This is a genomic window from Leptospira harrisiae (assembly GCF_002811945.1).
Lineage (GTDB): Bacteria > Spirochaetota > Leptospiria > Leptospirales > Leptospiraceae > Leptospira_A > Leptospira_A harrisiae.
Map to the genome: position 1 here is coordinate 1,254,509 of NZ_NPDX01000001.1, position 19,530 is coordinate 1,274,038.

19 protein-coding genes and 1 pseudogene are annotated in these 19,530 nt (G+C 39.3%); 13 read left to right on the forward strand and 7 right to left on the reverse strand.

Annotation, left to right across the window (positions count from 1 at the left end):
• Positions 1 to 45: 45 nt before the first annotated feature.
• Complete coding sequence (locus CH364_RS05745; RefSeq protein ID WP_100787838.1) at positions 46 to 429, reverse strand: DoxX family protein; 384 nt, start codon at positions 427 to 429, stop codon at positions 46 to 48.
• A 192-nt stretch (positions 430 to 621) separates the two neighbouring features.
• On the opposite strand from CH364_RS05745, the gene CH364_RS05750 reads away from it, so the two are divergent.
• Together CH364_RS05750 and CH364_RS05755 are read left to right on the forward strand one after the other, a co-directional pair.
• A complete protein-coding gene (locus CH364_RS05750; RefSeq protein WP_100742596.1) occupies positions 622 to 1,215 on the forward strand; it encodes a TetR/AcrR family transcriptional regulator in 594 nt (197 codons plus the stop codon).
• 31 nt (positions 1,216 to 1,246) lie between these two features.
• Positions 1,247 to 1,900 carry an adenylate/guanylate cyclase domain-containing protein gene (locus CH364_RS05755; RefSeq protein ID WP_100742597.1) on the forward strand — a complete coding sequence of 218 codons (654 nt, stop codon included), beginning with the start codon at positions 1,247 to 1,249 and terminating at the stop codon, positions 1,898 to 1,900.
• A gap of 74 nt (positions 1,901 to 1,974) precedes the next feature.
• Here CH364_RS05755 and CH364_RS05760 read toward each other — a convergent pair whose 3' ends face one another.
• A complete protein-coding gene (locus CH364_RS05760; RefSeq protein ID WP_100742598.1) occupies positions 1,975 to 3,801 on the reverse strand; it encodes an AAA domain-containing protein in 1,827 nt (608 codons plus the stop codon).
• Complete coding sequence (locus tag CH364_RS05765) at positions 3,786 to 4,637, reverse strand: tetratricopeptide repeat protein (RefSeq protein WP_100742599.1); 852 nt, start codon at positions 4,635 to 4,637, stop codon at positions 3,786 to 3,788. Before CH364_RS05765 ends, CH364_RS05760 begins: the two co-directional genes overlap by 16 nt.
• A 79-nt stretch (positions 4,638 to 4,716) precedes the next feature.
• Between CH364_RS05765 and CH364_RS18685 the strand changes: the two genes are divergently transcribed.
• The gene (locus CH364_RS18685) at positions 4,717 to 4,872 is read left to right on the forward strand and encodes a hypothetical protein (RefSeq protein WP_165779482.1); all 156 of its coding nucleotides are present in this window, start codon (positions 4,717 to 4,719) and stop codon (positions 4,870 to 4,872) included.
• Here CH364_RS18685 and CH364_RS05770 read toward each other — a convergent pair whose 3' ends face one another.
• Entirely contained in the window at positions 4,873 to 5,703 is an 831-nt protein-coding gene (locus CH364_RS05770) for a crotonase/enoyl-CoA hydratase family protein (protein WP_100742600.1), read from the reverse strand. It lies immediately after the preceding gene.
• Positions 5,700 to 6,626, reverse strand: coding sequence for a prolipoprotein diacylglyceryl transferase (locus tag CH364_RS05775; protein ID WP_100742601.1), 927 nt, complete (start codon positions 6,624 to 6,626; stop codon positions 5,700 to 5,702). Before CH364_RS05775 ends, CH364_RS05770 begins: the two co-directional genes overlap by 4 nt.
• A gap of 137 nt (positions 6,627 to 6,763) precedes the next feature.
• On the opposite strand from CH364_RS05775, the gene CH364_RS05780 reads away from it, so the two are divergent.
• Positions 6,764 to 7,210, forward strand: a complete 447-nt coding sequence (locus CH364_RS05780; protein WP_100742602.1) for a DoxX family protein — start codon at positions 6,764 to 6,766, stop codon at positions 7,208 to 7,210.
• Positions 7,211 to 7,282: 72 nt separating this feature from the next.
• Here CH364_RS05780 and CH364_RS05785 read toward each other — a convergent pair whose 3' ends face one another.
• A complete protein-coding gene (locus CH364_RS05785) occupies positions 7,283 to 8,284 on the reverse strand; it encodes a M23 family metallopeptidase (RefSeq protein ID WP_100742603.1) in 1,002 nt (333 codons plus the stop codon).
• Positions 8,285 to 8,351: 67 nt separating this feature from the next.
• On the opposite strand from CH364_RS05785, the gene pcnB reads away from it, so the two are divergent.
• The 3 genes from pcnB (at position 8,352) to CH364_RS05800 (ending at position 12,527) form a co-directional block, all read left to right on the forward strand.
• Positions 8,352 to 9,833, forward strand: a complete 1,482-nt coding sequence (gene pcnB, locus CH364_RS05790; protein ID WP_100742604.1) for a polynucleotide adenylyltransferase PcnB — start codon at positions 8,352 to 8,354, stop codon at positions 9,831 to 9,833.
• A gap of 71 nt (positions 9,834 to 9,904) precedes the next feature.
• The gene (locus CH364_RS05795; RefSeq protein ID WP_100742605.1) at positions 9,905 to 11,170 is read left to right on the forward strand and encodes a hybrid sensor histidine kinase/response regulator; all 1,266 of its coding nucleotides are present in this window, start codon (positions 9,905 to 9,907) and stop codon (positions 11,168 to 11,170) included.
• 76 nt (positions 11,171 to 11,246) lie between these two features.
• Positions 11,247 to 12,527 (forward strand): ATP-binding response regulator, encoded by a 1,281-nt coding sequence (locus tag CH364_RS05800; RefSeq protein ID WP_100742606.1) that lies wholly within the window; start codon positions 11,247 to 11,249, stop codon positions 12,525 to 12,527.
• On the opposite strand, the gene thiL is transcribed toward CH364_RS05800, so the two are convergent.
• Complete coding sequence (thiL, locus tag CH364_RS05805; protein ID WP_100742607.1) at positions 12,506 to 13,414, reverse strand: thiamine-phosphate kinase; 909 nt, start codon at positions 13,412 to 13,414, stop codon at positions 12,506 to 12,508. The genes CH364_RS05800 and thiL overlap by 22 nt on opposite strands.
• 77 nt (positions 13,415 to 13,491) lie before the next feature.
• On the opposite strand from thiL, the gene rplM reads away from it, so the two are divergent.
• The 6 genes and pseudogenes from rplM to CH364_RS18925 form a co-directional block, all read left to right on the forward strand.
• Positions 13,492 to 13,944, forward strand: a complete 453-nt coding sequence (gene rplM / locus CH364_RS05810; RefSeq protein ID WP_002973943.1) for a 50S ribosomal protein L13 — start codon at positions 13,492 to 13,494, stop codon at positions 13,942 to 13,944.
• Between the two features lies 1 nt (position 13,945).
• Positions 13,946 to 14,341, forward strand: a complete 396-nt coding sequence (gene rpsI, locus CH364_RS05815) for a 30S ribosomal protein S9 (protein ID WP_100742608.1) — start codon at positions 13,946 to 13,948, stop codon at positions 14,339 to 14,341.
• 71 nt (positions 14,342 to 14,412) lie between these two features.
• Entirely contained in the window at positions 14,413 to 15,615 is a 1,203-nt protein-coding gene (locus CH364_RS05820) for an MFS transporter (protein ID WP_100742609.1), read from the forward strand.
• Between the two features lie 49 nt (positions 15,616 to 15,664).
• Complete coding sequence (alaS, locus tag CH364_RS05825) at positions 15,665 to 18,424, forward strand: alanine--tRNA ligase (protein WP_165779483.1); 2,760 nt, start codon at positions 15,665 to 15,667, stop codon at positions 18,422 to 18,424.
• A gap of 28 nt (positions 18,425 to 18,452) precedes the next feature.
• On the forward strand, positions 18,453 to 18,950 hold the full coding sequence (locus CH364_RS05830; protein ID WP_100742611.1) for a YajQ family cyclic di-GMP-binding protein: 498 nt from the start codon (positions 18,453 to 18,455) through the stop codon (positions 18,948 to 18,950).
• Between the two features lie 76 nt (positions 18,951 to 19,026).
• Positions 19,027 to 19,422: pseudogene (locus CH364_RS18925) on the forward strand (DNA translocase FtsK 4TM domain-containing protein); the annotation flags it as partial.
• Positions 19,423 to 19,530: the final 108 nt, after the last annotated feature.

The window sequence follows — 19,530 nt, forward strand, 5'->3', positions numbered from 1 at the left end:
GACCCAAGGGAAACCAAGGGTCTTTTTTTTATGTTAAGATCAAATTCAAAATAGTTCTTTAATTTTTGGATTTCGTAAGGCCAGTCCCGTCCAAAGAAGAATCCCCACATACACTGGAAAAAGAGTGTGAGTCCAAAGTGGGTTATTCACACGTACGTGAATGGCAACCGCACCACCTAAATACCCAGTGAGTAGAAGAGCACCGAGTGTTGCCGTTTGCGGAATGGCATACATCACTGTAATCACGAGAAGGAGAATCCCGATGGTAGTGGCACTGGATGCTGGAAGACCCAGTTCCTCCATACTTTTTAATACCGGTTCAATTTTTGCTAATTTTCCTCCCGCATCAAACAGTAAAAATGCGATCACTAGTCCACTTAGAATTCGTCCCACCCAAAGATAAGTTGGGGATTGGTTTACTTCGTTCATAAAATCACCTATCAAAAAATTTATCTAGCTAGAAAAACATATCAACTGATATGTTGTCAATAGAAATTATCATCATTAAAATTCGTAAAAGAGGAGTTGTTTAGTTTGCATTCCTTGTTTGGATTTGAACCAAAAGAATCTTCTCTTCGGAAGTTAGTGCCGTTTTCTGGTGCAGAGGAATCCAATTGAGAAATGGGTAAACAAGAGGAAACTCGTAAACTAATCATTGAATCTGCCTTTGTTCTGATTTACCAAAATGGATTTCAGGGAGTGGGCGTTCGTGAAATTGCGCAAAAAGCAAATTTAACCATAGGTGCTTTTTTTTACCACTTTCCCACGAAAAACCATGTTGGTTATGCCATCATTGATGAGTTTTTATCTAAAGGAATTTTGGATCGTTGGATTGTTCCACTGGAATCATTTGAGAGTCCTATCGAAGGAATCATTAGGACTTTCAAAAAAACATTTGAGGAATGGCCTGAGGAATTTGTGTCTAGAGGTTGTCCTTTGAATAACTTGGGTCAAGAAATGTCTGCTATTGATCCGGAATTTCAAAAGAAAGCTAAGTTACTCTTGTCACTTTGGATTGATAAAACAAAAATTTATTTGGATGTCGCAAAAAGAAAAAAGATCTTAAAGTCAAAGACGGACACAATGAAACTGGCAGAATTTATTGTCACGTTCCAGGAAGCCACCTTTGCCATGGGTAAGGTGATGAATGACCGTAGTGTTTATGATTCATTGTATCATTCCTTTCGAGATCATTTACTAAGCCATTGCCATTGACATTCTTTTATAACTTGTTATACTCACTTGCATGGGTCAAAAACGCACCATTGCTACCTCCGCCTCCGAAGAACGATTAGAAAAACTTTTAGAAGAACGTTTAAATCCAGGTTCCAACCAAGAAATCATCGACAAACGAATTTGGGATCTTTTTGGAGAAACTTGGTGTGTCATGTTTACCGATCTTTCTGGTTTTTCACGTGGAGTTGCTAAATTTGGAATCATTCATTTTTTACAAACTATCTATGAATCTCAAAGGATTCTGATTCCTGTTTTGGATGAGTTTGATGGAATCCTAATGAAAGACGAAGGAGATAGCCTAATGGTTCTTTTTCGAAATACCAATAAAGCCATACAATGTGCCATTCATATGCAAAAAGCATGCAAACGATACAATGAAGGAAGAGTTGATGAAGAACAAATTTTACTTTGTGTTGGACTTGGGTATGGAAAAATTTTAAAGATTGGGGATACAGATGTTTTTGGCGCCGAAGTGAACGCAGCATCTAAGTTAGGTGAGGATACAGCAAAAGCATGGGAAATTTTAGTCACAAATGCTGTTAAAGAAAACGCAGATGAAACTACTGATTTTGATTTTGAACCAATCGCAGAAATTCCTCCTGGTTCGGATGGGGCATTCCGTTTGGTTTATACTTTAGAAGAACCAAAGTGGGTTGTTTTATAAATGTGAATGTAAGAAAACAATTAGAGAATTTGAGTCAATACGCAATCACCATTCAGTTAAATTGGATAAGAATTTTATTCCATAAATTCATAAATAGAACGGATTTCTCCCACTGATTCAATATAAGCATAAAGGTCTTGAAATTCTTTGGTTTGGCAGAGGGTTCCTGAATCCCCAATCAATATCAGGTGAGATTTTGCGCGGGTTAAAGCTACATTTAGGCGTTTTGGATTTAATAAAAACCCAACCTCTCCATCACTGTTGGACCTAACCAAACTTAAGATCACAATTTCTGACTCTCTACCTTGGAAGGAGTCTATGGTTTGGGTAAACCATCTCCCCTCAGATACTTTGATTAGTTTTTCCACCTGTCCTCTGTAAGGGGAAATAACGGTTGTCAGTTCCTTGGGAATGCCTAATCGAAATAAAGTTTCTACAAGCTGGATTTCTGTATGATTAAAAAAACTTGGTTCTTCTCCTTCTGTTTCTTCTTCAGAATCACTTCCTGCCGTATCGATCCAAAGGATAGGAGGATCATTTCCTAAAACATGTGAGATATCAATGTTTCCATTCCACCGTGCATCAGGGTGTGTGAGAATTTTACTTTCATAATAGGTTTGGTTGGGAAACCCGAGAATCTCCGGTTTCATCCGAAATTGTTTTTCTAAAAATAAAACTCTTTCTCCTGAATCAAGTGCAACTGCCTTTTCTAAGAAACTATGGACTGCTCCGTGGTCTGGGTGTGAAAAACTAGCACCTAGTTGTTTCGGGTCCCCAAAGAAAAATGTTTTTTTGCCCGCATACATTGCTAGATAACATCCAGGATCTAAACTTTGGGTCGCTTCATCCACAAACGCATAATCAAAAACTCTCCCTTTCTTAAATTCATTTCCGAATCCAGAAAACGTAGACACAATGAGTTCGGCGCTATCTAGCAACTTCATTCGAATGTTCGATTCAGCCTCCCTTATTGTGGAAAGGAGAAACTTAGCTTCTTTTTTCAGGGCTTTTCTTTCTTCTCTTTCTTCTTTGCCAAAATTTCGTTTCCAAGAGTTTGCTTTTTTTTGAATTGCTTTCAGCTCTGTTTGCCAATTATGGATTTGTTTTTGATCCGGATGCTCCTGGATGAGATTGTCAATATGATACGGTAGGATTTCTTCTTTGATTTTGGTAGAGTTACCCATCCTGATGACACGGATTCCTTTTTGTAATGCAAGTTCTACGATATAATCACAGGCGAAGTTTGTGGGACAAAGTGTTAATACAGACTCAGCCCTAGATTTGATTTTTTCCACAGCTTGCATGAGTAAGGTGGTTTTTCCTGTTCCAGGTGGACCAAATATCATCCCATAATCTGAAATTTGGAAGATACGTTCCAGCGGTGTTGCCGTTAGTCCTTGTTTGGGAGGAGTGGGTTTATCGCCCAGACCAAATCCCAAAATCCAATTTAGTTTTTTATGTGAAAGGCTATCTTTATCATCTAAAACTTTGGAAATGATTTCGTTATACAAATCATATGTGGATTCTTGGAACCACTTGGAAATTTGAAACTCACTATCTTCCCATTCATAGTCTCCGCGAACTTGGATAATCAATTGGGAATCAGTAACTTTGTATATATTTCCAAAAATAGATTCAGAATTTCCTTTGAGTAGGACTGGAATTCCTGGTTTTAACCATTCCTTGGCTTTTGTGGAAGGAGAAATTTGGAATTCAGCTCTCCATGTGTTCCCCACAACAAATTTTAAATCTTCCAATTGTGCGGATTGTATCGCTCTCGATTGTTCGCCTTTTTCTAAAAATAAAGAACGCTCATAATCACGTTCTTTATTTAGGATTAATTTTACATTTAGAATTTCTTCTTCTAATGAACCAAACTCTTGTTTTATGGTTCTTCCCATTCTATATTCTCCAAGGTAGTAAAAAATCCATTCCTAAGTAGTGGTGCAAAATCAATAAAATCAGCTGCTTTTAAGTATAAAGAATCTTCGATGGAGTATGCTTGGATGAGATTGTTAGCGGCTTCTTCCAATTTTCCCATGCGGCAATGTGCTCTTGCTAAAATGATAAGTGTTTCAGGATCAATTTCCTTACAAAACTGGATATGTGTTCGAATGGAACTAAGTGCATTTTCCGGATCTTCTGCTTCCAAATAACATAGAGCAAGTAGATCATAATGAAGGAACTCTTCTGGTTCTACCATTTTCAGAGATTTTTTTAAGGAAGCAAGGGCTGAATTAAAATCACCTCGTGAAAAATATAAGGATCCAAGTTCCGCCCAAATGTCCTTCCTATCAATTCCACGGCCGTTACTCAAATGATCTTGCGAAAGAGCTTTTTTTAAAACCTCGATTGCTTCTTCGGAACGCTCCATATCTTTTAATAGGGAAGCAAGTAGTAGATAGTTTTCTAAATAAGATGGAAACTGTAGGATACTTTTTTGAAGCAAAACTTTTGCTGATTTGAATTTCTTTAATTTGATCAGATAACGCGAGTAAACGGTGATACTTAGTGGATGAGAGGGATAGTTTTGAATGATATCTTGAAACAGAGATTCTGTTTCTCTGGGATTTCCCACTGCATACAAACACCAGGCTTTCTTCGCTTTGATTTTGATGAGTGCCGATTCGTTATTTGTATGAGATTCACTCTCTGCATATACATTGAAAGCTCGCGTGAATTCCTTTTCTTCTTCCAAAAGTTTGGCTTCGCGGATCAGTGAAAAAAAGGAACTCATACGGTATTTTTTACTTCAGGAAATAACGGATTCACCGATGGGTAGAATAGGGAGTAAAGATTGTAAAAGGAGGTCCATCATGGTTCCATCTACACCTATTAACTCGATCGTCAATTTGCCGAAGGAAATTTTCCAGGCACAAAACCAACTCACCGAAAAACTAATGAAGTTGGCTGTGGAAGAAAAAGTTGGCTCAAGCGCAAAAAGCGAAAGGTTACTCGACATCTACTGTTAGTTAATCTACCCGGGTTTCTGGATTGTAAACTGGTCGTTTTCTTTCCATAAATCCACCGATCGCAGAACGAAAATCTTTGGAATCTAACATACTTGCATTCCAAACGGCTACGTAGTCCAAACCTTCTTCGATGGTTTTGCCAATTCCGTGGTTTAAAACCTGCTTGACCCCACGGATCACGATGGTTGGGTTTTCAGCAATTTCTTCCGCTGTTTTAAGTCCGGCTTGGATCAGGGAATCAAAATCCTTAGTGACCTTTGTCACAAGACCCATTTGAAAAGCTTCCTCGGCTGTGATATCTTTTCCAGTCAAAGCCAGTTCTCTCGTATGAGCATTTCCAATCAGATGGGGGAGTCTTTGTAAAGATCCCATATCGGCCACGATAGCTACTTTGGATTCACGTAGTGAAAAAACTGCATCTTCTGATGCATAACGAATGTCGCAGGCAGATACTAAATCAAGTCCACCACCGATACAATGTTTTTGAACAAGGGCTATGGAAGGTTTTTTGGAATTGTAAACAGCATTGATTCCCTTTTGCATAGTGAGAACCAGTTGGTAGAGTTTTTCTCGACCATCTGCTAATTCTCCTTGCACCACTTGTTTGAACTCTTGGAAGAATTCTTCTAAATCAAGACCAGTGGAAAACGATTTTCCTTTTGCAGCGATCACAAAACAATGAATTTGCGGGTCAGCATTGATTTGATCCACCATATCCGGAAGGTCTCGCCAGAAAGGCCAATTCATGGCATTTCTTTTTTCTGGACGGTTTAGCCAAAGGATGGCCACGTTTTTTCTTTTTTCTATTTCAAAAAATGGAGAAGGGTTCATACTTTTGTTTCTTCCTTTAACCAAAGTTTTTTGGAAACCATTAGATACACACCAAAAAGGATAAGGGCAATGGAGATGTACTGTGACTGAGAAAATCCATGCCAATAATAACCAGTAAGAAAACTTGGATTTCCATTTGCATCAGGAATGTTCACAAGAGTAGGAGGATCAATAAAAGGAATCACTGCTTTATTCACCCTTAAGAACTCGATGATGAGTCTTGCAAATCCGTGGATGATAAGAAACTGAGCACCGATACTCCATTTGCGAAAATTTTGGTATCTAGCCCAAAATTGAAAATAGGCAAAATATCCAAAGGCCATAATTGACTCCATAACGGGTGTGTTCCATACAGGAACGCCAGAAGGATGGGCACCATGAAAATCAAAAACAAAAAATGGAATCCGCGCATCAGTAGCGAAACCGTAACATCCATCACCACTGACAAAACATCCGAGTCTACCAATCGCATAACCCATGCTAAGTGCTGGAATGACGGCATCGTAATATGCTCCGACGTCTAGTTTGTGATGTCGGAAGTAAAGAGTGATGAAAAGCCATCCAAAAAGTAGGCCACCAAAGAATACGAGACCACCACCGCTAAATAGTGAGGACCAAAGACCTGGGTGCCCAGGAAATCCATTCCAATGTGTGAGTGGGTAAGTATACTTTCCATCATAACCCGGAACATCGATAAACACTTGGTCCCAGATTTCGAAGATAAAGAAAATTTTGGCACCGACCAGGGTACCTAAAATCCCAAGAAATATCAACCAATCCGAATGGCTCGGATCCAACTTTTTTCGTTCTAACTCCTTGGGGAGAAGGTAAGAACCAACAAGAAAGGCCAACATCATAAGAAGGCTGAAAGTGGACAAACCCTCCCAGCCAAAGGGATTTGGAATCGGAATTCGATCTAACATAGGGGAAAGGGTAAAATTTAGGCTTAAAGGGGAAAGGAGAATTTAAAACCGAAGAAACCGGGAAATTTACTTAAAAAATAGCTTGACTCTAGATAGTTTAATATTGAATTATCTAGTATTGATTTAAGGAGAACCAAATGTTCGATACTCTATTTTCTACTTCAGGGGACATCATCCCACTCATCCTTCGTATCACAGCTTTCGTTGTGATTTTTCCACACGGTGCCCAAAAACTACTAGGTTGGTTTGGTGGTTACGGTTTCAAAGGAACTTACGGATTTTTTACAGGACAACTAAAATTCCCTGGAATTTTGGCAGTTCTCATCATTCTAGGTGAGTCCTTTGGATCAGTTTTACTCCTCGTGGGATTTTTCACTAAGTTTGCTGCGGCTTCCATTGCCATCATCATGATTGGTGCAGCTATCCTCGCACATAGACAAAACGGTTTTTTTATCAACTGGAATGGAAACCAAAAAGGCGAAGGGTATGAGTTCCATATTCTTGCAACTGGACTTCTCATTGCACTTGTAGTTGGTGGAGCTGGTGTGTATTCCGTTGATTTTAATTTAATCGGAAAATTCTAATCTAAAGAATCTAAATTCGAACTGGTTCGACCTTTGTCACTGAATCAGTCACACAAGGGTTCGAACCAATTGTTAATCTAAGTTAATGTATTCTTCCGGATCGAGAGGTGCATCTAAACCAATTCTCACTTCATAGTGAACATGAGCTCCCGTTGCTTTTCCCGTTTGGCCAACCAGTGCAATTTTATCTCCCCGTTTGACTCGGTCCCCAGGATTGACTAAAATGAGTGAGCAGTGTCCATACAGTGTAAAAAAACCATTTTCATGGTTGATTCTAACAGATTTTCCAAGTCCACCCACAGCAGTATCGACTGCAATGATTCCAGGACCCGTGGCATAAATGGGTGTTCCTTCGCCCGCAGCAAAGTCAATTCCCGAATGGTATTCTCCAACAGGTAAAATTCCAAAAGGATCACTACGGTAACCAAAGGTAGAGGTTACAACTCCCACACCCGGTTTTAAAGGTCGTCCCCTTGGCATGGAATAAAATATACTTTCTCGCATCGAAAGATAATCAATGGCATTTTGAAAATTGGGAACAAGGTTGCCTAATCTTACACCAAACTGAGTGTAGGTGGTGACAACTTGTTGGAATAATAAAAGATTCGAATCCAATTCGCTCGCATCTTTACGATATTCTTCTTTAAGCAAATAGTCTTGTGTGATCATTTCCTTTTCTGGGATTTCCTCCCAGGCGAGAAGATTTAGGGATTCGGTGGTAGATTCTAGTTCTTCCACGGAATCGGTTAAATCCTGTGAAAGTAGGTCATAAAAGAGAAAGGAGACCAGTTGGGTTTCTGTTTTTTTCTCTAACGAAAGATTTCGGTCAAAGAAAAAGGAAAAATAGATTAGTAGACCAAAAGAAAGAAGGACAAGCGAAAGGGAGAGGCCTATTAAAAATCCAAGCATCCCCACGGAAATTTCAATTTGGGCCAAAGGTTTTTCATCATTGGGGATGAGGACAAAGCTCACTTTTTCCCGGCTACGGGAAATCCACTTTTCGGCGCGTTTTCGCCAACGTAAGTGTGCAATTTGGAGCCTTTCGTAGGCGGTTGTGACGTAAGTTTCTGCCAATGTTCGTTATTCAGCCAATTTTTTCCTTGCCCAAGCCATTTTTCAGGGGAAAGTGGATGAATCCAATATGTTTAAATTTCTCACTTCTCTTTTCAGAAAGAAAGCCGACTCTGTCGATTCCTTTTTGATGTACCCCGAGGGAAAGAGATACTATCGAGAAACCCATTCCATACGCAGGGCCAATATCGATGAAGATGCCATAAAAATCATCAATCGATTGAACAAGTTTCGTTACAAGGCCTATTTAGTCGGTGGAGGGGTCAGAGATCTGCTTATGGGCAAACGCCCAAAAGATTTTGACATAGTCACAAGTGCGACTCCAAACCAAATCAAAAGGATCTTCAATAACTGCCGAATCATCGGTAAACGATTTAAAATTGTACATATCATTTTTAAAGGTAAAATTATTGAAGTATCGACATTCCGATCATTACCGGAACATCGATTGGAAAAACACAAAGCAGAAAACGATTATCTCATCAAACGGGACAATTCCTTCGGTACAGCAAAGGAAGACGCAGCTAGACGCGACTTTACCATTAACTCATTGTTTTACGATCCTAAAAACGATTCCATTTTGGATTACGTTGGTGGATTTGAAGACATTCAAAAGAAAATCGTTAGGGTCATTGGTGATCCAGATATTTCCTTCAAAGAAGACCCGGTTCGAATGTTACGAGCGGTTAAGTTTTCAGTTTTACTTGGACTTGACATCGAGAAAAAAACCAAACTGGCAATTAAAAAGAACCGTTTGGAACTCGAAAAATCTTCCACAGCAAGACTTTTGGAAGAATACAACAAAATGTTTAGAACTTGGAAAACTTCGATTATTTTCGAAGGCCTTGCAGAAAACCATTTGCTCGATGTACTTTTCAAAGAACCAGCTGATAAACTAAAAAAAACAGATCCAGAGTGGCGTGAACATTTTATGGAAACACCACTTGGGAAGAGACTCGCAGTCACAGACAAACTTCTCTCAGCAAGAGAAGAGATGACACCTGCGATTTTTTACTCGTTAATTTTTTATGATCTTATCAAAGATCTATATGAAAATGACCGTGGACATCTAGCTCATAACATCAAAGAAAGTCTCCAACCTGTTTTCGAACGAATGGGAATTCCCAAACGAGAACAAGACAATTTGGTCAAAATTTTTATTAGCCAACCTCGTTTCCAAGTGACCGACGATGAAAAAGAAAGACAAAACTCTTTCTTCAAAAAGAAGGACTACTTCTACGATGCGTTTATGGTTTATAAGATTGTCGCAATTTCCGAAGGAAATGAATCGGCAGTACAAACTGCTTTCTTTTGGGAAATTTCTTTACGACAAAGACCAAAACCAGATAGCCATCAGTTTGGACAACAGAACCGAAAAAAAGAACCTAACAAAAAACGTCCGCCGAGAAAGAAACACAGAGACCGGCGAGGTGGCTCCCAAAATCAGAACCAAGCGGAATCTCAACAGCCGAATGCTTCTGAGCAAAAAGAGTCACAAGAACCGCGAAAAACTCGCGAATCCTCAGTAGAAAACGAAGAAAGGGAAGTATAACAGCCGTATCTTTCTTGCTTTTCGTTAGATTCATTCCATCGCCCTCGTCAAAATAGACGAGGGTCGTGGGAATGAAACACCAACCAAAAATTTTGATCATCGAAGATGATCCAACAACAGCTCTCCTTTATACAGGTTCCTTACGGCCATTTGGTTACGAAATTGTCGTTTTTTCAGGTATTAAGCCTGCTATGGAAACCTTTAAGGAAGAAGGTTTTAAATCCATTGATTTGATCGTCACAGATCTTGTTTTGCCTGATGGTACCGGAAAAGAATTAATACAAGAAGTTCGAAAATCAAGTTCAAACATTCCCGTCATCGTTGTTTCTTCAGAAGAAGATAGTAAATCGATCATTGATGTGATGAAAGAGAATGTTCAAGATTATTGTATCAAACCAATTGCACCTAAAGAGTTAGCCAAAAAAATTGAGTATCATCTTTCCAAACAGGAAATGGATTATCAAAAAACGATTTTTGAAAAAGAAAAAATTATCTCATTAGAAAAACTATTAGATTGGTATAGCTTTAAAAATCGATCTATGGCTATGGGGGAATTTGATACTCAAGAATTACATAAAAATCTCTTTCATATTTTAAGGGCAAGTTTGTCTCAAGGTGCTGGTTTTGGAATTCTTGTTCAAATCATAGATATCATCAAAGGGATGACAAAAACTGAATCTGGAGATTATATTCTCCAAAAAGAAGTCCTTTCGATTCTGGAAGAAAACGCAAGTTATGCGAAAAAGGTTTTGGATACTTTCTCCGAAATCGAAAACATTATTTTTGATAGAGTTGCATCGGAAGTAGTAGGAACTAAAAGTTTTTTAGGGGAATTTCAATCTATTGTTAATGATTTGCATCCTTTATTAAAAATTAAAAACCAAAGAATTCAACTAGGCAATTTAGAAGAAAGGTTTTCGGAAAAAACTAAACTCAGTTGGAACAGAGAATTGTTTCGCAAAGTTTTTTCAGAATTATTGGTAAATGCGATGAAGTTCTCTCCAGATTCATCCGCCATATTTATTATGTTTCAGTCGGATCAGGAGTTTCTATCTGTTTCTATTGTAAATTCCGTGGCAGGGGATTTGAAGATGGGAGTTGGTATCCCTAATGAATATTTAGATTTAGTTTTTGAACCTTTTTTTCGACTCACCAAGAATTTATATGAAAAACACGAATCTTTGGATTTTGGGATTGGCCTTTCTTTGGTGAGAGAAACTATACAAAAGTTTGGTGGAACCGTTGTTGTAAAAAATATAAACGACCATTTGGGAGACGTTGTTTTGCCTAAGGTGGAATTTAAAGTGACCCTTCCTTATTCCTCTTCAGAGAAATGAAGAAATCTTTGCGATTTCGGAAGGTAACCCCCAGTTTTCCAATAACTAGTTTCCATAACTTTCGTCAAATGTAGCGATGGAAAAACCAAAAGCGATAACGAAAGTTTTACTACTTGAAGACGATCCGACCATCTCACTTCTATATAGTGGACTGTTGCAAAAACATGGGATGGAAGTGACAAGTTTTGCAAAAATCAAAGCAGCTTTAGAATATTTTGCCGAAAACCATCTTCATACAGAAAATATTGTTTTAACGGATCTCCAACTACCGGACGGTAATGGGTTGGAATTTGTTAGAGAAATACGAAAAATCAATAAACACATACCAATTGTTGTAATTACTTCAACGGAAGATCCAAAACTTATTATTGAAGTGATGAAAGAACATGTACAGGATTACATTATTAAACCGATGGTTCCGGACGAACTCATATCACGAATCAAATACCAACTTTCAAACAAAGAAAAGGATTATGAATACTCAGAATATGAACGTGAAAAGATTATCTCCCTTGAAAAACTTTTGGATTGGTATGCATACAAAAATAGCAGGATCAAAAAGGGTGATTTAAATTCGCATGAATTACACAAAAACTTGTTTTATGGACTGCGTACAAGTTTAGCCCAGGGTGCTGGATTTGGAGTATTAACTCAAATGATTGACCTCATCAAATCAATGCCAAAAGCAGAAGGAGGAGGAATCATTTTAGATGTTGAAATTCTGAATATTTTGGAAGAAAATGCACTTTATTCAAAAAGAGTTTTAGATCGATTTATGGAAATTGAAGATGTAATTTTTGATCGAATCGAATTACAACTTGTTTCTCCTTTAACCATTTTTAATGAAATGTTGAGTCTGAAAGAAGAAATAATACCACTTTTAGCACTGAGAGACCAAATATTATTAGTTCCTGAATATAAATTTAAGGATTTCGGTGTACAAAAAATCTTACTTAACAAAAATTTCTTTCGTAAGTCGTTACACGAACTTTTGTTAAATGCGATGCGCTTTTCGCAAAGCTCCAGTAAAATTTATACTATGTTAATTCTGGATTCTAACGGAGTTTATCTCTCTATTGTAAATTCTCTAACCGATGAGCAGGAGCTGTTTGCAAAAAACGGAATTCCAAATGATTATTTAGAACTAATTTTTGAACCATTTTTTAGGTTAAACAAAAATATTTATGAAAAACATGGTTCTTTGGACTTTGGAATTGGGTTGAGTTTTGTTAAGCAAACTATACTAAAGTTTGGCGGTTCTATATCGGCTTTAAATTTAATTGATCATACAAGCGACCAAAGCGAAACGAAAATTGAATTCAAAATTTTCCTTCCTTATTCCTCTTCAGAGAAATGAAAAAAACCTCGAGACTTGGGAATGTAAGTTTTTCCATCTTTTTGGAGGGTAACTCCCGGTTTTCCTTGGTTTAGTTTTCCTATCATTGTCACCGAAATACCTGCAAGCTTTGTTGGTAATATTTCTGGTGATAAAAACAAAAGCTCCAATTCCTCACCAGAACCTAAACAAAGATCGAGACCTAATTCTTTTAAAGCGAGCGGGTGCAGGGGAACCGACTCAATCTGGATTTTTAACCTCCCTTTGGAAGTTAGGGCCAAACGTTCTGCGTCCTGGATGAGCCCATCGGTAATGTCCATACAAGCATGGATTTTGAAATTTTTTAGGTGATTTAAGATCACATAACGGGACTTAGGAGAAAGATGTCTTTCAACTGCTTCTTTATAAATTTTGTCTTTTGATTTTTTTTTAAGGGTTTTGTATCCCAGTTGGCTTAAACCTAGGCTTCCTGTAAGATAAAGGTAATCTCCAGTTTTCCCACCGGACCTGAGCCAGGGTTTTTCTACTGTACCCACAACCGTCAGTGCCAATTGGGTGGTGGGGGAAGAAAAGGTGTCGCCTCCCGCCAGTTTCATGCCATATTGGTCTAAGGATTTTCGTAATTCTTTAGAAAACCTCCGAATCCATTCCTTTTTACGAGAGAGTGGAGAAAGGCCTAGGTTGAGAAAACATTCATTTGGGGTTCCGCCCGATGCAACGATGTCCGAAACATTGACTTCTACTAGTTTTTTTGCCAGAATTTCTGGTGAAGACCAATAATGAAGGAAATGCGTTCCTTCCGAAAGAGAATCGGTGGTGACGAGGCGGTTTGGAGCCAGAAAATAACAATCGTCCTCCGGTGGTGGAGTGGTCCCAAACAAGGTTCGTATAATTTCGGATTCTTTCAAGGCTTACATCCAATAAATTTGTTTGACCCGGTGTGAAAACCGAAAATCCTGACATAAAAGAGGAAAATCTCGTACTTATGGAACTATTGTCTAAAGCCCACAAGACCCCTTCTATTGCAAAAGAAGCCGTACAAAAACAGTGGTTTGTTGTGGACGCAACTGATAAGACTCTCGGAAGATTGGCAAGTCAAGTAGCTTCCCGACTTCGCGGAAAACACAAATCTACCTTCACTCCTAACCAGGACTGTGGTGATAATATTATTATCGTTAATGCTTCTAAAGTGGCTGTCACAGGTCGCAAAAGAGAACAAAAAATTTACTACCACCACTCACGTTACCCAGGTGGTATGACTGCCATCGCTTTTCACAAACTCATTCAAGAGAACCCAGAAAGAGTGATTATGGAAGCAGTCAAAGGAATGTTACCTAAATCTAAGTTAGGTGATCAAATGTTGAGAAATTGCCGCGTATTCGCTGGTAATGATCACAACTTGGGAGCTCAAAAGCCCCTAAAACTGGAGTTGAAATAATATGGCGCAAAAAGCAGTTTGGGCAGTAGGCCGACGCAAAACATCCGTTGCACGTGCAAAAATCGCATCTGGAACTGGTAAAATCACAGTAAACCACAAAGACGTAAATGATTACATTAAAAATGGAGCACATCTTGTTCGTCGTGCTCTCGAGCCTCTATTTGTTTTAGAAGCTCGCGATAAGTATGACATTGCACTCAATGTAACAGGTGGTGGAGTGGTTGGACAAGTAGGCGCTATTCGTCACGCTGTGGCTCGTGCACTTGTTGCTTTCAATGATTCTTTGAAACCAACTTTGAAAAAAGAAGGATTTCTCACACGAGATAGTCGTATGGTAGAACGTAAAAAATACGGTCTACGCAAAGCACGTAGAGGAACTCAGTTCTCTAAACGTTAATCGGAAATCCTCTTTTTTTCCGAACCAAAGCCTCCTGACCCAAGGAGGCTTTTTTTTTAGGTAGGTACCATTTGAACACTCTCGTTTTTTATTTTGCCTTTGCCATTGGTACCTTTGCCAGCAGTTGTTTTTTATATTCTATTGTTATCTTTTGCCAAACTTTGGATGTGATAAAAGGTTTCTCGGGGATTGTTTTCTTTTTTCTATTTTTGCCCTTTCCTATATTCTTTTTATACACAGGTTACTTACTCGATCATTATTCTAAAAAATGGGTGGTGGTGAGTTTTCAATTTTTTCTTTTTATCTCATCCTTTGTGTTAGGTGCCTTTACCAGTCTCTTTCAAATCCATCCGCTTCTCTTATTACCATTGGCTTTTGTGAATGGAATTGGAATGACAACGGTGCTTCCTGGGAGGATGGCTATTTTGCGAGAAGTGATGGATTCTCATCGGCTTGTTTTCCATACCATTGCAGGGAACTTACTTTTGATTTTTGCCTTTGGAATGAGTCCTCTTGCTGTGGGTTGGTTTCGGGAGGGGCGGGAGTATACGCATCTATTTTTAGTTTTAGCTTGTTTGCATTTTCTTTCAATGCTCGCCTTTACTTTGTTAGGATATTCAAATCAGGACCAAAAACAAAACCGAAAATCCAAAGGGATCGGAAGAGAGTTCCCATCATTCACTAAAAATCTAAAAACAATTTTGGATTTTTTGAAAACAGATCCAGTTTCTAGACAAGTGATGTACATGGCAATCCTCAGTATGCTTGCCCTGGGGCCCATCCAAGTCATCCTTCCAAAATATGTGCGGAATGAACTGGGACTCGGGGAACTCGCACGGGGGACGGTGCTTGTCTTTTTGGGGCCAGGGTTATTTCTCGGTGGGGTTTTCACCATTCTCTTCCATCATTTGGAAAGAAAGGGCCTCGTGTTACTGATTGTATTTTCTCTCTCTTCTTTTTTCTTTTTGGGTTTTGTTCCTTTTGGAAAACCAGAAGCCACATCCTTGTTTTTATTTTGTTTTGGAGTGTCGGGGGGTGTTCTTTCGAGCCTACTTCCGGCCATTTTGCAAAAACGGGCTGAGGATGGAATTCGAGGGAGAATCCTTTCTCTCTATACGGTCTGTTTCCAATTCACACCGGCGGTCTCTGGTTTTCTGGCAGCTCTTCTTGCGGACAGCATTGGTTCGCAGTTGACTTTCGGAATTCTCGGGGGGATCTTTCTCTGTTTTGCCTTGTTTTCTTTTTTCCAATACAAAGAATTACGGCAGAGTTAACTTCTAATTTCCTTGCCCTAGGAGGCAAACCCGATTTCGCTGTAAGTGTATGATGTCGAAAACTGTCCGCGAAATTGCCGAGTTGTATACTAGTTACTTTAAAGGGAAAGGCCATACCATTGTGCCTTCCTCAAGCCTCATCCCCAAGGGAGATCCCACTCTTTTATTTACAACGGCCGGAATGGTTCAGTTCAAACCTTTGTTTACGGGAGCCGTGGAGTTACCATACACCCGCGCGGCCTCGGTTCAGAAATGTGTTCGTACGACAGATTTGGAAGTCGTGGGTAAAACAGAAAGGCATTGTACTTTTTTTGAGATGCTTGGTAATTTTTCCTTTGGTGATTATTTTAAAAAAGAAGCCATCGAATACGCGTTAGATTTTTCCTTAAACCATTTACATATCCCCAAAGAAAAAATCTGGGTCACTATTTACCTAGATGATGATGAAGCCAAAAAGATTTGGATGGAAGCAGGGATTCCCGAAGAACGAATTGTAAGGCTTGGAAAAAAAGATAATTTCTGGGGACCTGCGGGTGATAGTGGGGCTTGTGGCCCATGTTCGGAATTGTATTTAGATAGAGGCCCAGAAAAAGGGGGCCCGAATTGTGGAAACAATCCGGATTGTAAACCCGGATGTGATTGTGATCGTTATTTAGAATATTGGAATTTAGTATTCAACCAATTCAACCAAACAGTATCCGGTGAACTCCTTCCATTAAAACAAACGGGAATTGATACAGGTTCAGGTCTCGAACGAGTGGCAATGTTACTCCAAGAGGTGGATTCTGTTTATGATACGGACGAATTAAAATCCATCATTCGTAAGATTGAAGAACTCTCTGGAATTACTTACGACGAGTCCACAAAACAATCCTTTCGTGTGATCACTGATCATTCCCGTTCTGTATTTTTTTCATTAGGGGACGGGATTTATCCTGACCGGACGGGACGTGGGTATGTAATTCGTAGGCTGATCCGTAGGGCATCGTTATTTGCAAGAAAACTAGGAATCCACGAACCGTTTTTATACAAACTGATCGCTACCCTTCGTGATTTATATTCGGTTCGTTACCCAGAACTAAAAGACAAAGCAAAAGATATCGAATCCATTTTAAAAAAGGAAGAAGAACTCTTCCTACATACTTTAGAAGTGGGACTCGAAGAATTAGAATCTCTTCTGACTCAATTAAAATCAAACAACCAAACTGTGGTTACCGGGAAAGAAGGATTTCGATTGTATTCCACTTACGGGTTTCCTCGTGAAATGACTAAGGAACTCGTAGAAGACCGGGGATTTGGATTTGACGACAAAGGATTTGAAGCCGAACTCGAAAAAGACCGTGACCTATCGCGCGCTAGTTGGAAAGGGAAAAAAGTCCAATACCTCACAGGTCTTAGTGCAAGTCCCGAACTCAAAACAGAGTTTTTGGGTTATACAGATACTAAATCTCTGGCAAAAGTAATTTATCTTTTTGTGGATGGAAAGTCCGTAACAGAGGCAAACCAAGGAACGGAGGCAGTTGTCGTTCTCGACAAAACTCCGTTTTATGCAGAGGGTGGTGGTCAGGTAGGAGACTGGGGATATCTCAAAAAAGAGGGTTTCCAATTCCAAGTCCAAGACACTCAAAAAGAAAACGAGACCTTTTTACATCTGGGAATGATTCTGAAAGGAAAAATCTCTGTTGGGGAAACCATTGAAGCAGAGATTGATACGGCTCGTAGACAAAATCTCGCAAACCACCATTCCGGCACACACTTGTTAAATGGGGCACTGCGAAGAATTCTAGGAACTCATGTGGCCCAGAAAGGTTCCATTGTTTCTTCTGATTATTTACGATTTGATTTTTCTCATCCTAAGGCTCTCAGTGATAAAGAAATTATCTCCATCGAAAAAGATGTGAATGAAGCAGTAAATGCAAACATTCCAGTAAAAACTGAAGTTTTGGATATCAATGCCGCAAAACAATCAGGCGCCTTGTCCATGTTTGATGAAAAGTATGGGAATTTGGTTCGTGTGATTTCTATGGGTGATAAGTCCAAAGAATTTTGTGGGGGAACTCATGTTTCGAACACAAAGGAAATTGGATACTTTGCCATCATCAAAGAAGGAAGCCCGGGTGCGGGAAATCGTAGGGTAGAAGCCATCTGCGGGGATTCTGTCATTGAATACTTTTTGACAGAGTTCCAAACACTGGCCGCAAAAGTAGAAACACATAACTTATCTGCTAAAGAAACATTTGGTGATTTAAAAGAATTTGGAATCACAACTATAGTTCCGGCTCCAGAAGATTTACAAAGTTTATTTGTAAAAGAAGGGAATGCCGCTGTAGAAAGTTTGCGAAAACTTCGCGAAAGTTTAGAGATAGAACTAGAAGGAAAGTCGTCGGCTCTTTTTAAAGCCAAAAAGAAAAAAGAACAATTGAGTTTCCAGATGAATCCAGAACTTGTGGATGGTCTCTTGCAAAAAGCGCATTCCTTTTCGAAAGGGAAGGTGGTGACAGAAGTTTTTGAAGCTGTGGATGCCAAATCACTGAAAGATTTGGCTGATAGTTTGAAAGCCAAAGAACCAGAAATTCTTTGTTTGTTTGGAACAAGTGATGGGGATGCCAGCACCCTCGTTTTTATGTGCAACAAAGTTTTGAATGAAAGAGGAATCCACTGTGGGGATCTATTAAAAGAAACCTTGGTGATGTTAGATGGAAAGGGTGGGGGAAGGCCCGATATGGCACAAGGTGGTGGTAAAAAACCAGAAAGTCTTGGGGCCGCATTGGAATTTGCCTTGGAACTTTCCAAAAAGAAATTAGGATAAAAGAGATTTAAGCTAAGTAGGGAATCATATGGCACAAGATCCATCATTTGACATTGTATCAAAAATCGAAAGACCAGAATTACAAAACGCCGTGGCCCAGGCCATGACAGAGATCCAAACTCGGTTTGATTTTAAAGGATCTAATTCGGAGATCAAACTCACGGAAGATAGTTTGGTTTTGACTTCCGAAAATGATATCAAACTAAAACAAGTGATTGATGTCCTAACGACCAAAATGGCAAAACGGGGAATTAGCCTTAAGGCCTTTGATTTTGACTCCAAAATTGAATCAGCGACCGGCCAAACGGTGCGCCAAAAAGTAAAGATCCAAAATGGTTTGGACAAAGAACAAACCAAACAAATCACCACTCTCATCAAAGACCAAAAACTAAAGGTTCAGGCCACCATCCAGGGGGAATCGGTTCGGGTTGTGGGCAAAAAAAAGGATGATTTGCAAGAGGTGATGGCGGCGATCCGCAACGCCAATTTCAATTTTGATGCCAATTTTACGAACTTTAAGGGTTAGAATTTTGGTTTAAGGAAAGCCTTTCGGCTTCCATTTTTTTTCTCCCTATGTCTCAAAACCTTCCGATATTTCCCGTATGGACCCTAAAAAATCCGTATGGGGATGGACTTTGCCTCGCAAAGACTTCCTTCCGTATCTATTAGTATTTTCCGGTGTGTTTTTACTTCTGTCTCTCTTTTCGTTTCAAGAAGGAGAGGACGGATCGCTTTTCAATTGGTTTGGAAGGCTTGGGCATTACATTTCTTTCACATTGTTTTATATTTTAGGAAAGTCCTCCTTTTTACTTGCGGGTTTTGTTTTGATGTTAGGTGTTCTATCACTACGAAATCCCGACTTTGACAGGCTCGGTAAAGCTCTCTTTTTTCCACTTTTTCTTGTGGCGACTACTGTCAGTTTGAACTTACTGGAAACCCCTCTCGGACAGGTGGGAGATAGTGGTGGGATCCTCGGTCAATTTTTCTCTTGGGTTTTTTCTTATCTCTTTGGTGAGACAGGGCGCATCCTTGTTGTTTTCTTTTTATACTTATACTTTGCCGTGATCTGGCTTGAGGACGGGGCTTGGTCTTTTACCTTTGCTGCC